Source organism: Candidatus Poribacteria bacterium, assembly GCA_016866785.1.
Lineage (GTDB): Bacteria > Poribacteria > WGA-4E.
In genome coordinates, this window is the sequence record VGLH01000108.1 from 1 (window position 1) to 13,934 (window position 13,934).

13 protein-coding genes, 1 tRNA gene and 1 pseudogene are annotated in these 13,934 nt (G+C 63.7%); 7 read left to right on the forward strand and 8 right to left on the reverse strand.

The window, feature by feature from the left end:
* From FJZ36_14185 to FJZ36_14205, 5 genes are all read right to left on the reverse strand, one after another.
* On the reverse strand, positions 1 to 246 hold a 246-nt coding region (locus FJZ36_14185), incomplete at its 3' end, for a transposase (protein ID MBM3216053.1).
* Positions 247 to 779: 533 nt separating this feature from the next.
* Positions 780 to 1,631, reverse strand: coding sequence for a phytanoyl-CoA dioxygenase family protein (locus FJZ36_14190; GenBank protein ID MBM3216054.1), 852 nt, complete (start codon positions 1,629 to 1,631; stop codon positions 780 to 782).
* A 27-nt stretch (positions 1,632 to 1,658) separates the two neighbouring features.
* The gene (locus tag FJZ36_14195) at positions 1,659 to 2,486 is read right to left on the reverse strand and encodes a phosphoenolpyruvate hydrolase family protein (GenBank protein ID MBM3216055.1); all 828 of its coding nucleotides are present in this window, start codon (positions 2,484 to 2,486) and stop codon (positions 1,659 to 1,661) included.
* A 32-nt stretch (positions 2,487 to 2,518) separates the two neighbouring features.
* Positions 2,519 to 3,721, reverse strand: coding sequence for a UPF0261 family protein (locus FJZ36_14200; protein ID MBM3216056.1), 1,203 nt, complete (start codon positions 3,719 to 3,721; stop codon positions 2,519 to 2,521).
* Between the two features lies 1 nt (position 3,722).
* Complete coding sequence (locus FJZ36_14205; protein ID MBM3216057.1) at positions 3,723 to 4,355, reverse strand: hypothetical protein; 633 nt, start codon at positions 4,353 to 4,355, stop codon at positions 3,723 to 3,725.
* 83 nt (positions 4,356 to 4,438) lie between these two features.
* On the opposite strand from FJZ36_14205, the gene FJZ36_14210 reads away from it, so the two are divergent.
* Positions 4,439 to 5,365 (forward strand): hypothetical protein, encoded by a 927-nt coding sequence (locus tag FJZ36_14210; protein ID MBM3216058.1) that lies wholly within the window; start codon positions 4,439 to 4,441, stop codon positions 5,363 to 5,365.
* A 207-nt stretch (positions 5,366 to 5,572) separates the two neighbouring features.
* On the opposite strand, the gene FJZ36_14215 is transcribed toward FJZ36_14210, so the two are convergent.
* Entirely contained in the window at positions 5,573 to 5,752 is a 180-nt protein-coding gene (locus FJZ36_14215) for a hypothetical protein (protein MBM3216059.1), read from the reverse strand.
* A 197-nt stretch (positions 5,753 to 5,949) separates the two neighbouring features.
* On the opposite strand from FJZ36_14215, the gene phoH reads away from it, so the two are divergent.
* The 6 genes from phoH (at position 5,950) to FJZ36_14245 (ending at position 11,810) form a co-directional block, all read left to right on the forward strand.
* Complete coding sequence (gene phoH / locus FJZ36_14220) at positions 5,950 to 7,017, forward strand: phosphate starvation-inducible protein PhoH (protein ID MBM3216060.1); 1,068 nt, start codon at positions 5,950 to 5,952, stop codon at positions 7,015 to 7,017.
* A 42-nt stretch (positions 7,018 to 7,059) separates the two neighbouring features.
* Positions 7,060 to 9,276, forward strand: coding sequence for an HDIG domain-containing protein (locus FJZ36_14225; protein ID MBM3216061.1), 2,217 nt, complete (start codon positions 7,060 to 7,062; stop codon positions 9,274 to 9,276).
* A complete protein-coding gene (gene ybeY, locus FJZ36_14230) occupies positions 9,260 to 9,754 on the forward strand; it encodes an rRNA maturation RNase YbeY (GenBank protein MBM3216062.1) in 495 nt (164 codons plus the stop codon). Before FJZ36_14225 ends, ybeY begins: the two co-directional genes overlap by 17 nt.
* Before the next feature lie 29 nt (positions 9,755 to 9,783).
* Complete coding sequence (locus FJZ36_14235) at positions 9,784 to 11,061, forward strand: HlyC/CorC family transporter (protein ID MBM3216063.1); 1,278 nt, start codon at positions 9,784 to 9,786, stop codon at positions 11,059 to 11,061.
* Positions 10,949 to 11,743, forward strand: coding sequence for a DUF502 domain-containing protein (locus FJZ36_14240; GenBank protein MBM3216064.1), 795 nt, complete (start codon positions 10,949 to 10,951; stop codon positions 11,741 to 11,743). Before FJZ36_14235 ends, FJZ36_14240 begins: the two co-directional genes overlap by 113 nt.
* Positions 11,734 to 11,810 (forward strand) — tRNA-Pro (locus FJZ36_14245). The genes FJZ36_14240 and FJZ36_14245 overlap by 10 nt, the downstream gene beginning before the upstream one ends.
* 110 nt (positions 11,811 to 11,920) lie before the next feature.
* Here FJZ36_14245 and FJZ36_14250 read toward each other — a convergent pair.
* The gene (locus FJZ36_14250) at positions 11,921 to 12,958 is read right to left on the reverse strand and encodes a site-specific integrase (protein ID MBM3216065.1); all 1,038 of its coding nucleotides are present in this window, start codon (positions 12,956 to 12,958) and stop codon (positions 11,921 to 11,923) included.
* A gap of 46 nt (positions 12,959 to 13,004) precedes the next feature.
* Positions 13,005 to 13,163 (reverse strand): annotated as a pseudogene (locus FJZ36_14255) (helix-turn-helix domain-containing protein).
* Positions 13,164 to 13,934 lie beyond the last annotated feature (771 nt).

Below are 13,934 nucleotides of genomic sequence, written 5' to 3' on the forward strand. Positions count from 1 at the left end.
GACCGAGTGCGTCCCCTTTTTCAGAAAGCCCGTTTCCTCCAGAATCAGGACCCCCTCTTCGGAGCCGAAGTGTTCGAGTACGTAAACCCGAAGGTCGTCGCGGACGGGATCGGCGTCCCAGTCCGCGTCGCGCAACAGACGCTGTATGCCATCAGGGCGCGCTTCTCCCAGATGGTCGGCGAGTTGCCAACCATTCTTGCGCTCGACCGGACTCAGAAGCCCGCGCAAGTAACGCAAGACCCGCAGACGCGGTTCGGATCAGCGAAAGTGCCGCGCAATTCGTTGATGTACTTCGATCAGTTCCGCTTCCCACGTGCGACGTTTCTCGTCCATGAAGAAGTCCTCCGCTCTCCACGGACGATTCTACCATAACTGCGTTTGTAGTGCTAAGCCCACGAGACCGGTGAAGCACCACCCAAACCATTTGAGTGTTGACGAAGCTTCACCGCCAGCAATCCAGCAGAGAGCCGTCGCCATTCCGCCATGCAGAAAGAACCAAAAGGCCCCGAAAACGCGTGCGCCCAACGAGTCCTGAAAGGTGATCACTAGGTCGTCGTCGTTTCTGTCGACCCGCACTCCATCAGGAATCGGAACCGGTGTTCTCTGCGTCATCTGGCGACTCTCCTATCGGCCTCGATTTCGCTCTTTAGGATTTCTGCCACAGATGCGTGCTCATGGACTTCGCGAACCGTTCGCAGGGCTTCACTCATCCCGCAGCTTTCCCTGGCGCCGTCATGCTCCACGGCGTGTACCACGAGCAACGCGAGGGCAGCGAGATGTCACCCAGCATAGTCATAGGGATGGTTGCGGAAGACGTAGTCGATGGGCTCGTCCGTGAACTCGACGTTCGGGTCGAACCCGCAATCTTCGAATGCCGCCTCGCACCCCTTGTTGAACCGCAGCGGGCGGCCGCGATCCATCCAGCCAATCGTGTAGATGAGCGCGATCATCTGCCGAGGGCGGTCGGATCGGTTCGGCGTGCCGCCGTGCCAAAGGCGGATGTCGCGGAGCAGCATGTCGCCCTTGGCGAGGTTCCCGCGCACCGGAGGCGCAGCCCGCCGCCGCGCTTCGAGCGTGATCGGATCGACCTTGATGTCGTCGCCACGCCCGACCTCTGGAATCAGGTGGGTCCCGGGCCAAAGCTCGACGCTTCCGTTCCGCTCGGTGACATCTTCTACAACAACGTTCACGACGAGCTGCGCCGGTGGGTGCCCGACGGTCATGCCCTTCCAGAGCTGCCCCGAATCCGCGTGGACGGGCTGCGCTTCGGTGCCGGGCAGATTCGTGTTCCCGCTGTAGAACGTATTGGCAAAACCGCCCCCGAACACTTCCCGCGCCACCTGCACGGCGAACGGATTGGCGACGACATCGCGGAAGACGTACGGCGCGAAGGGCGGCGGGTCCTGCTGCAGATGCCCGCGATTGAAGTTCACCGGCAGCGTCTTCGCGGTCAGCAGCGTTTGCAGGTCGGCGTCCATCTTCTCGCGCAGCGCGTCGAGATGCTCCGGCGCGATGACACCCTCCATGATGACGAACCCGTCCTCGTGAACCGTTCTCGCCGCCTCGCGGACGCGCTCCTCCGACAGACGCAGGTCGCGCCTCTCGCCCACATCGGGTAGTAGCCTCAGCATGGTCACCTCACCCCGTCCGTGAGCCGTCTAGACTGCCAGGTTCTTGAACCGCCGCACCTGTTCGGTAATCGCCAGTTCCGTCGGGAGCCTTTCCATCGACGACGCGCCGAAGAATCCGACGATGCCTTTCGTGTGCGACAGCACGTAGGCGGCGTCCTCCGGCTCGGAGATGGGTCCGCCGTGGCAGATCACGTAGACGCCCGGGTTGACAGCCTTCGCGGCATCGTGGATCGTCTGCACACGATCCGCTGCCTCCTGGATCGTCATCGCGTTCTGCGCGCCGATGGTTCCCTTGGTCGTCAGTCCGACGTGCGCCACGAGCAGATCGGCGCCGGCTTGCGCCATCTGGCGCGCCTCGTCCTCGTTGAACACGTACGGCGACGTGAACAGCCCGAGCTCGTGCGCCGTAGCGATCATCTGGACTTCCAGATCGTAGCCCATGCCTGTGTCTTCGAGGTCCTGCCGGAACGCGCCGTCGATGAGTCCGACGGTGGGGAAGTTCTGCACGCCGGAGAACCCGATGGCGTCCAACTGGCGCAGGAACACGCCCATCAGCCGGAAGGGGTCCGTCCCGCACACTCCGGCGAGGACCGGCGTGTCCTTGACGACCGGCAGGACTTCGCTCGCCATGTCGACGACGATCTGGTTCGCGTCGCCGTAGGGCATGAGCCCCGCGAGCGAGCCGCGCCCAGCCATCCTGTACCGTCCCGAGTTGTAGATGATGATGAGATCAACGCCGCCGGCTTCAGCGCACTTCGCCGAGATGCCCGTCCCCGCTCCCGCGCCGATGATCGGTCGCCCCTGTTCCACGTGTGCCTGAAGTCTCCGGCGAATCTCGTCCCGCACAATCCGCATCGTTGTCTCCTCGCAGGATGTCCGTCGCGTCCCTACATCATCCCCAAGAGCATCCGAACCGCTTCGTCGGCAAATGCCGGATCGTTGATGTTCGCGCCCAACTCGACGACTGGAATCCCCTGTCGCACGTTCTGCCGGATGGCTTCGAATATCGCGCCGTCCGCTTCGGGCGACCAGAAGAGCTGCCCCTCGCTGTCGAGGATCGACACGCCCCGCAACGGCAGCAGGAACGCGACGGGTCCCGTCGCGGCGTTCGCCTTCTCCGCGAAGATGCGCCCCATCTGCGCGTTCTCGTCGGGCGTCGTGCGCATCAGCGTCACGCTGGGGTTCCACTCGTAGAGCAGGCGTCCGTCGTACTTCGCCGGGACGGTGTCTCTGGGTCCGAAGTTGACCATATCGACGCATCCGGGAACGATCAGGTGCGGTACGCCACGGGACCCGGGAGCGTCGAGACGCGTCGGTCCCGCCGTGAACACCCCGCCGCAGAGCTCGTCGGCCCACTCGGTCGTCGTGATGTCCAAGACGCCTGCGACGAGTCCGTCCTCGACGAGGCTCTCCATCGTCTTGCCGCCGGTTCCCGTGGCGTGGAACACGAGCACTTCGTAGCCTTGCCCGGTCAGCGATTCGCGGCATCGGTCGACGCACGCCGTCGTGTTCCCGAACATCGACGCGACGATGATCGGCTTCTCGTCCGCCGGCGCATCGACCGTCGTCTCGACCATCCCGCAGATCGCGCCTGCAGCCTGCGCGAAGATGCTCCGGCTGACGCGGTTGATGCCTGCCACGTCCACAACCGACGGAATCATCGTGATATCGCGCGTTCCGACGTAGACGGATGTGTTCCCCGAAGCCGCCGTCGAGACCATGAGCTTTGGGACGCCGATCGGTAGCGCCCTCATGCCCGAAGTGATAACGGCGGTTCCGCCGGTTCCGCCCATGCCGATCGCGCCGCTGAATCGCCTCTCGTCGTAGAGACGCCGCAGGACGACGGCGATGCCTTCGCTCATCGCCTTCATCGCAGAGCCGCGGTCCTTCTTCGCCTGGAGGTCGGCGAGGTCGGCGCCGCCCGCGTGCGCGACCTCGGCGTTCGACACATCCGGGGTCACGCCCTTTGCCTCGAACACGCCCGTGTGGACTAGCAGCGTCCCGTGTCCTCGCTCGCGGATGATCCGCTGGATGAACGCGTACTCTTCGCCCTTTGTGTCAAACGCGCCGACGACGGCGATCGTCGCCATGTCACACCCTTTCGGCTCGCGGCTGGGCGGGCCCGTGCGTGTGGTTCCACAGGTGTCCAAGCCGCTTCTGACCTTCCAGCGTCGTCTCGAAAAAGACCGCGCGGATCGGCTCGTGAATGACCGGCAGGTCGTGGTGGAAGCCCATGCCCGTGGCGACGCAGTCGCCGGGGCCCACTTCGTAGCGCTTCCCCTCGCTGACGGCGACGCCGCTGCCGTCGATCAGGATCCAGTACTCGTCGCAGTCGTGGTAGTGGGAGTCGAAGTTCGTGCGCTTCGGATAGCCGACCTTGTCGCCGGGGTCCTTCGGTTCGTCGGAGTTGCGACCCGCGAAGAGCCCGGATCCGCCTACCTCGTCGCCCCATCGCCCCGCCATGCGGACGGCGACCGTGGTGGTGTGCGCGTCGATGCGGAACTGCTCGCCAGGATCGGCAAGATCGAGGTTGTTGTAGCCCGTCGCGTCGATGTCGGTGCTGCCGTAGCGGATACGGCACTCTCCCTCGGCGACGATGAGCTTTTCCTTTGCGCCGACTCGCTCCAGAACGCGCGTGGTTCCCGGATCGAGACGAAGGATCTCGAAGAACTCCATCTCACACCAACTCGAGGCGGAGCCCTTGCCACTGCGGAACACGGGCATGGTGTTGATCTCCTCAGCTAACCTATCGCGCCGACCTGAAGTCCGTCGATTATCCCACACCGTAGGCGCGTTCTGCACGCGACATGGAGCCAACGACGCATCAGGATTCCGCGCCGCCGCGCCATCCGCTAGAATGGCGCGACGACGAGTCGGGTCCGTGCCATGGGCACACAGGAGGCGACCGCATGCGAGTGTACGTGATGACCGACCTGGAGGCAGTCGCGGGAGTGCGCGACTTCGACGACTGGTGCGTGCCGGAGGGGCGCTATTACGATCTGGCGCAGAAGTTCCTGACGTTGGAGGTCAATGCCGCCGTTGACGGCCTCTTCGCTGGCGGCGCGACGGAGATCCTCGTCGCCGACGGACACGGCTGCGGCGCGATCAACATCGAGCTGCTCGACCCGCGCGTCGAGATGATGCGGGGCTGGCCCCGGGGTTGGCCCCTGCACATCGACGACGGCCACTTCGATGCTCTCATCTTCGTCGGACAGCACGCCAAAGCCGGCACCGACTGCGCCCATCTAGCACACACGCAGGGACTGAACTACATCGACCTGTCCATCAACGGCGTGTCCATCGGCGAGTTCGGGCAGATGGCGATGTGCGCCGCCGAACTGGGCATCCCGTCGATCTTCGGGTCCGGCGACCTGGCGTTCACGAAGGAAGCCGAGGCGCTTGCGCCCGGCATCGTCACCGTCGCCGTCATGCGCGGCACGACGCCCGGTTCCGGCGACGATCTGACCATCGACGCCTACCGCAGGCGGAACGCGCCCGCCGTGCATCTGCATCCTGAGCGCGCCCGGCAGCTCATCCGAACCGGCGCCGAGCAGGCGATGCGCAAGTTCCGGTCCGAGGGCTTCGGCCTCATCCCGCTCAAGGCGCCGTTCAAGCGGGTTGCTCGGTTCCGCCCGGAGAAGGCAGGGGACCTCATCCGCATTTCGCACGAGGAACACCCGACGAGCCTCGCCGGGGTGATGAACATGCGGTTCGCGCCGGTTCCCGAATCCTGATCCGGCTTCGAATGACGCTCCGCGCCGCCGTGCTGGCTGGCGCAATCGTTGCGTTGGTCGTTGCGCGTCCGCTCTGGCGACGCCGGTGCAGCGCGTCGCATCCTCGACCAGGGCGAGGCATTGCTCATCGGCGGAAGGGCAAAAAACAACTAGGCCGCCCCTTTGCGAGGCAATGGTGCGGCAGACACCCAGCAGATCATGCGATCATCACTGGACTGTGGGCTTCTCGACCTTGGGCGGCTTGTCGCTGTGAAGCCAGTCGGCGATCTTCGACTGGTTCGACAGCACCCACCAGACCCCTATGCCCAGCAGCACGACCACGACCAGCATCAAGCCCATGAACCACGGCTTACCCAGCACACCTTCGTCTGGCTGCTGATGTTCCATTGCTGACCCCCCTATCGTACCGACCAGTACTCATTCTGACACTCTCTCCCCGCGGGATCAATCGGGGTCTCACAGTCCATTCCCGTGATCGGCGTGGATTCTTGCTTTGTCCCAGCCGCGTCCGCTAGAATGGCTACCAAGAAGGCGTGGGCGCTGAGACCGCTCACGCCGAGCTCGAGACTCCGAAAGGGCGTCGCTTGCCGCGGCATGAGTCGGTTCGGATTGGCTTACAGAACATCGCAGAAGCGCAACAGCTCTTCGGGCAACAAGACAGTTTCCTGCGCCTGATCGAGCAGCGATTCCAGGCGCGTGTGCTTCTGCGAAGCGATTCGCTCGAAGTCGTTGGCGTGCCCCACGCGGTCGCCACGGTCGTCGACATCGTCGAGGAACTGCTGGAGCTGATCCGCGCGGGTCACCGATTGCAGATTCAGGACGTCCGCACGGCGATCCGCGCCGCGCAGACCTCGACGGGAAGCAGCGAGCGACGCACCGAAGAGGACGTTGACAAACCTTCTGCCGTCTCGGCGTCGCCGAGCGACGGCTTTCCCGTGCTCTCGGTGAGTTCGAAGCGGGGACCCATTCGGCCACGCTCGCCCCGACAGGCAGCGTACGTCGAAGCGATTCATGCGTATGACCTCGTGTTCGGTATCGGTCCCGCTGGCACAGGCAAGACGTACCTCGCCATGGCGATGGCGGCATCCGCGCTCAAGGCGGGGATCGTCGACCGGATCATCATGACTCGTCCTGCCGTTGAGGCGGGCGAGAAGCTCGGGTTCCTGCCAGGAGATCTGCAGGCGAAGGTCGATCCCTACCTCCGCCCGCTGTATGATGCGCTCTACGACATGTTTCCGTTGCGCGTCGTCGAGCAGTACGTCGAGCGTGGAGTCATTGAGATCGCGCCGCTTGCGTTCATGCGAGGTCGTACGCTCAACCGCTCATTCGTCGTGCTCGACGAGGCGCAGAACGCGACGATCGCGCAGATGAAGATGTTCCTGACGCGTCTAGGGTTCGACTCGAAGGCTGTCGTCACAGGCGATATCACGCAGAGCGACCTGCCCCAGGGATCGCGTTCGGGTCTGGTGGATGCCGTGGGCGTGCTCTCCAACATCGACGGGATCTCGATCATTCAGTTCACGACCGCTGATGTTGTCCGTCACGAGCTGGTGCAGCGGATCGTCGAAGCGTATGCTGCGAATGAGCAGGGCGCCGATAGCGACAACGGGCAGCCGTCCCGCCTCACGTCTACTGGAACGGAGTCCTCGTGACCTCCTCCGACGACCCTCCGGATTGCCCTCGGGACGCGTGCCATGCGGCTTCCTAAGCTGTTTGGCGCATGGTGGACCCGCCGATCCAGCGCGAGAACCTCACAGGCGAACTCTCGCATCGCACGGTTCCTGCCGAGGCGCGAGAACGGCGTTTGGTGGTTCGCCGGCGTCGTCCTAGTCATCGCGACGACGTTCGTCCTGCTGCCGGCGAGCTTCCGGCGAAGCGTGCCCGACATGGCGGCGACGGATCGCGCCCAACAGGTCGCACGCCGTAACACGACCCCGGTCTATACGCTCGACCAAAGCGAGCTCACGCGAGCCGAGGCGCTATTCGACCGCATCCAGGACATCCTCGATATCCCGGGGCTCACCATCGAAGAACGCACCCAAGCACTCGAAGACTTCCCGCTGACGAAGTACTACTTGAACGACGTCGAAGTCGATACGCTGCTGGAGCACAGCGTCCACTTCGCGGCAGTCAAGCGGCACACGCTAGACGTCGTCTCCAGCACGCTGTCTCGCGGCGTGGTCATCGGGGGATACGGAGCCGGCAGCCTGCGCGCAGAGCTCGCCGCGTACTTCGATCCGGAACTCACGACGCAATGGCACGATGTGGAGTCCATGACCATCCACGTCCTGCCCGATGACCGCATCGTGCCGATCCGCGAGGCGCTGGTATGGGAAGACGCAATCGTCGAAGTCACTCGGCTCGTGCTTGCCATCGACTTCGGACCCTCGATCGATCCTGAAACAGCCGAGGCGCTTCGCGAGTTGATCGAGAGCCTATGCCGCCCACTCATCCGACCCAACCTCTACTACAACGAGCAGGCGACGCGCGACTTGCAGGAGACCAACGCGGCGTCGGTTCCGGTGGCGTACCGATCGACGCACCAGCGTCCGTTGGGGCTCTGGCTGGGGACGTTCCTCCTCGCCGCCATGGTCGCGATCCTGACGGCTCTCTTCGCCAGCACGCAGCCTCGCCTCACGTCCCGCAACTTCCGTCCGATCGCTGCGTTGGGCGTCGTCCTCGCCGGAGCCCTGCTGCTGCTCTACTTCGGAACCCGCGTTGTGCTTCGACAGCGCGACGTGGACTACCCCATACTTGTCATTCCCGTCTCCATCGCCGCGTCCGTGGCGAGCATCCTGATGGGTTCCACCACGGGCGGCTTCGTGACCGTCTTTCTCACGGCGGCGGCGGGCATGATGTCGGGCATCACAGCGCCGACGAGCGTACCGCAGACGTGGGTGCTCCTCGTCAGCGGCTTCTCGGCGTCGTACGCCATGTCGGACATTCACCATCGGCGTGATGTCGTGTACGCCGGCATCTGGGTGTCGGTCGCGACGATGATCGCCGTGCTCGGCGTGGCGCTCCTGCCCGGCGATGTCGCCACCAAGGAAATGTTGCGCCTCGTGCTATGGGCGCTGGCGTCTGGATTGATCGTGACCGCGTCGGTGCCCGGCGTGCTGCCGCCGTTGGAGTACCTGTCAGCGACGGTCACGGATATGGAGCTGCTGGAACTCACCGATCAGAACCACCCGCTTCTCGTGCGTATGCAGTCGGTCGCTCCCGGCACGTACAATCACAGCCTCAACGTCGCGCGGTTGGCGGAAGGAGCCGCCGAAGCCATCGGAGCCAACAGCCTGCTGGCGCGGACAGGGGCGCTGTTCCACGACATCGGCAAGATGACGTCGCCCGAGTACTTCATCGAGAACCAAGAGGGCGGACCCAATCCGCACGACCGGCTGTCACCGACTCTCAGCGCACGCGTCCTCATCGCGCACGTGACCGACGGCATCGAGATGGCGAAGGAGCACAAACTCCCGCGCGCAATCATCGACCTCATCCCGCAGCACCACGGCACGTCGCTGATCCGGTTCTTCTATCACAAGGCGGCAGCGCACGGCGATGTCGTCAACGAAGCCGAGTTCCGGTATCCGGGCCCCAAGCCCCACGACAAAGTGGGCGCGATCCTGCTGCTGGCGGATTCCATCGAGGCTGCCGCGAACGCGCGGTTCAAGAATGCCCCTGGGCTGACACATCGCGACTGCGAGAACCACGTCGCGAGCATCATCAACCAGCATCTGCTCGATGGACAGCTCGACGAGTGCGACCTGACCCAGAACGATCTGCGCGTCATATCGAGCAACTACCAGCGCATGCTGCTGGGCATGTATCATTCGCGGATCGACTACCCGTCCGGCGCGTCGCCGCCCAAGCCCGCCGATGAATCGCGAGAGCCCCATGCCATCCCCGTCTGAGTCAGTGACAGGCGAGGACTCTGAGTCGCACCCAGGATGGCAGCAAACGCTGATCGAGCGCGTCGTTGCGCTCGTGCTGCGCCATGAGGTCCCCGACGAGCCGGACCTGGACGTAGGCGTACTGGCGACCGACGACGCAGCGATCCAGAATCTGAACCGAGACTACCGTGGAATCGACGCGTCTACCGACGTGCTCGCGTTCGCGATGCGAGAGGGCGTTGACGCCGGGCTGAACCCGCACCTACTGGGCGACATCGCCATTTCGGTAGAGACCGCGGAACGCCAGGCGGCAGACGCCGGACACTCGGTCGAGACGGAGTTGGCGATCCTGGCGATCCACGGTACGCTGCATCTCCTCGGCTATGACCATGACGCGGACGACGACTACGAGCGCATGCGCGCCCGCGAGACGGAGTTGCTCGCAGAGATCGTCGCCTCCGCCGATTGGCGAGACGCTCTTCGGGCACGCGGCGAATAGCAGCTCGGAGACGGGCAGGAACAGACGACATGCCGGACGCACTGACGCGCGCTGTGATCGCGCTATCGTGGCTCGCGCTGGGCATCGTCGCCGCGACCGACAGCGTCGTCGTACAGTCGCGACGCGACGCGCTGACCGACCTGCTGACGCACGACGCGGATGCCGATCCGGTCGGGCGTGAACTGCGACGCCGCTACCACGCCTATCGCTCGGCAGCTACCTGCGTTCGCATCCTCCTGTTCGCCGTTTCGATCTACATGGCTTCGACGCTCGGCGTCGCGACCACCACCGTCGCCGTCGTGGGCGTCCTTGCAGTTGAGTTGGCGGGATCCGCGCTCGTCCGCGCAGAGGGTCGGCGCTCGGCGCGTTTCTTCGCCGCAGTCGCCCGACTCCTGCGCCTGCTCACCTTCCCGGTGTCCGCAGCGGTTGGAGCCATGCGAGATCGACCCTCCGAACGCCCGGAGACGTCGAGCACTGCCGACGACAGCGCGCTCGTCGAAGAACGCGACGAGGTCTCTGCCGCCGATTCGAACGCGGACCTCGTGCTGGAGAAGCAGGAGCGCGCGATGATCCACCGCATCCTCGACTTCCCCGACACGCTGGTCAACGAGATCATGGTTCCCAGAACGGATATGGTCTGCATCGACGTGGCGACGCCGTTCCCGGAGTACCTGGGGATCGTTCAGGAGGCGCGTTTCTCTCGACTCCCTGTGTTCGAGGGCAGCGTTGACAACATCGTCGGCATCCTGCACCTGAAGGACCTGATGCACCACTGGGGAGCCGATGACATTCCTCTCGGCTCGTTGATGAGAACGCCGGTGCTGGCGGTTCCCGACAGCAAGCGCGTCAACGAGTTGTTCGGCGAGTTCCGAGCCCAGCGACTCCATCTCGCAATCGTGCTGGACGAGTACGGTGGAACCGCCGGCATGGTCACCATCGAAGATATCCTGGAAGAGATCGTCGGCGAAATCCAGGACGAGTTCGACGCCGAGGAGGAAGGGATCCGCGAGCAACCCGACGGCTCCTATCTCCTCCGAGGCAGTCTGCCGATAGACGATCTGAACGAGTTGTTGGGAACCGACTTGCCCTGTGACGAGGTGAACAGCGTCGGGGGATTGCTCGTTGAGCTCTACGGGAGAGTACCGCCCATCGGCGCGTCGATCCCGTACGAAGCGCTGGTGTTTCACGTAACCGATGCGGACGCGCGCCGAGTCCTTCAGGCGCGACTCGAAGTCGCTCGCCCGAACGGGTTCACAGGCAGCGGTGAGGAACCGGATGGGATCGACGGCTCTGCGAACTCGTATTAGGCGCTACTTCCTCGCTGGGCTGCTGGCGCTTCTGCCGACCATCGTCGTCGGCTATATCCTGTGGTTCTTCTGGGGCAAGCTGAACCGCGCGACGAAGTGGATCTTCTACACGTTTCAGATCGAGTCGCGGTGGTGGTCGGAGCTTCTCTTCCCGGTCATCGCCTTGCTTCTGGGCGTCCTCGCCACTATTATAGTGGGCGTGACGTCCCGGACCCTGTTCGGTCGCGGGTTCGTCCGGATCTGGGAACGCGTGATGATCCGCATCCCGGTGCTGAGCCGGGTGTATGTAGTCGTACAGCAGATCATCGCGTCGCTCTCGACGCAGCATCGGACGCTCTTCCGCGAGGTGGTTCTGATCGAGTACCCCAGGGAAGGGATGTACCGGCTGGCGTTCGTCGCGTCCGACGGGCTGTCCGACCTCATTCCCGATGAGGAACTGACGCCCGTCTTCGTGCCGAACACGCCGAACGTGACGGCAGGCTTCGTGTTCCTGCTGCCGCGTCGCGAGTTGATCCGGGTCGATATCCCCGCGGACGAGGCGATCAAGATGATCATCTCGGGAGGGTTCGTTCGACCCACGATGGGGAACCGACGGAATCACGTCGGCACGTCACCTTCCGAGGAGCTCACGGCTTCGGAAGAGCCCGTCCCAACCAAGCGAGACCGCATTGTCGGGGCGTAGCGCAGCTCGGTAGCGCACCTGCTTCGGGAGCAGGGGGTCGGAGGTTCAAATCCTCTCGCCCCGACCACCTTCAAACCCGCATGAACACTCGTTCGGCGGGATTTCTTTTTCCCGCCATAACTTCCGATCAACCCGTCCTGGTGCCAAAATGGTGCCATTGAGAAAAAGGAGCCCTTTTCAGGACTCCTCCTCTTCGCCGTCGGCGAACGGAAGATTCTTGACGAATCCCCGCTGGTTTTCGGTCGAAAGATGGGCGTACACCAACGTCGTGTTGTAGTCGGTGTGGCCCATCAATTGCTGTATGTGCATCAGAGGGACGCCCGACATCGCCAAGTGCGACGCGAACGTGTGCCGAAGCGTGTAGAGCGTGCAGTTCTCGATGCCCGCCTTGCGCACGATCCGCCCGAACGCCTTCCGAACCCCGTACTCGATCCGGCGACCCTTGTAGGTGAACACGTAGTCGCCTTCGCTCAGCGACCGAAGCGACCGGAGCGTTTCGCGCAGGCGCGGCGTCATGTCGATGACGCGGAAGTCGCCCGTCTTCGTCTCCCAGTCCTCCTTCGACTGGACGGTGATCGTGTTCGCGTCGAAGTTGATGTCCTCCCATCGCAAGTTGTAGAGCTCCTGCGGTCGCATTCCCGTGTGGAGTCCACATAGGACAAGCGGATACAGGTAGCTTTCCTTCGCCGCGGAGAGCATTCGTTCGACTTCTTCCGCCGATAGAAACCGCTTGGGCCTCTTCGGTTCGCGGAGCTTCTCGACATGCTCCATCGGGTTGATTCGGAGATAGTCCCGCTTCACGGCAAGCGTGAACATGACGGACAGGAGCTGCAGTTCGATGTTGACCGTCCGGTTGCTCACGCCGTCGCGGAGGCGTTTCGCCTTGTAGCGTTCGACGAGTTGGCCGTTGATCGCGGCGAGCTTGTGGGAACCGAAGAACGGGAGGAATTGGACGTTGATGCGCCACATGTCCTCCCGATAGGTTTTCTCCGCCTTGTTCACCTCGGCGTATTCGAGGTACTGCTTGGCGAGGTCGCGGAAGCGGAGTTCGACGGGTCGGTTCTGCGAGAACGTTCCGGTCACGTCCTGCGCGATGAGTTCCTTCTCCCGCGCCAACGCCTCCTTCTTCGTCTTGAACGCCTCGCGGATTCGTTTCCCAGCGATGTTGACATCCACTTCCCAGCTGTCGCGGTCGGGGCGTTTGCGGACGGCCATGGAGCGCCTCCCGTTCGCGGGCGACGCGCCGCCCGTTCCCCTGCGCCTTCTCCGCCAACCAGGTTTCGAGTTCGCTTCGGCGGAAGCGGATGAAACCGCCAATCTTGTAGTGCGGGACGCGATTCTCGGAGGTGAGGGCGTAGAGGTAGGACTTCTTGATCTGGAACAGCGAGCAGACGTCGTATGCAGTCAGCAGACGTTCCATGGCGTTCCCTCTGTCTTTTGTCAAAGAGCGGGAGGGCTTCTCTCCTCTGTGGCTGTCCGGCGGAAGCCCGATGCCGAACAGCCGTGAAGAGCGAAGGGATGGGAGGGAGAGGGATCGGTTGCCGGAGGCGGGATGCGGACGAACAAAATCCCCGCTCCGATGTAGCCGGAACGGGGATTTTATCCCCAAGAGAAAACGGTTCCTTTCGCCGGCTACATCAGCTAATAGGTGGATATGTTCGTCCTGGTTTCAGCGTATCAGACCGGCGGGATTTGTCCAGCGGGCGGGCTGTGGACAACCGGCGCGCTCCGCGCGACGTCCGTCCCGTTCGGGTCGGAAGGTTTCGTTTTGGCGTTCCGTTCTCGCCTCAGCGTAGCCGCGAACTCCGCCCGTCAAGGAGCCTTCCTGCGGAGCTCCTCCTTGACCGCCAGAGCCTCCGTGCGGCTTTCGCGTCGTCGGCGCAAACGCCAAAAGGTCGAACCTTAGAGTCTATCTCAATCCGCGTACGCGGCTTTGAGCCGGTGCCAGATGCGCGCCCAGATGAGGATGCAGGCGAGCTTCACCAGTCCGCGGTAGTTCTCCGGTTTGACCTCATAGCGCACCAGAATCGAGCGGTACTTTGCCAACCACGCCATCGTGCGCTCCACCACTCAACGTCGCGCCGGATGGGTCTTCTCCCCGTGATCGTCGAGCTTCTCCTCGCCGATCCGACGAACGTGTCCAACGTATCCAAAGTCGGCGAGCGCCCGCGTTCCCGTGGGGTTGTCGTAT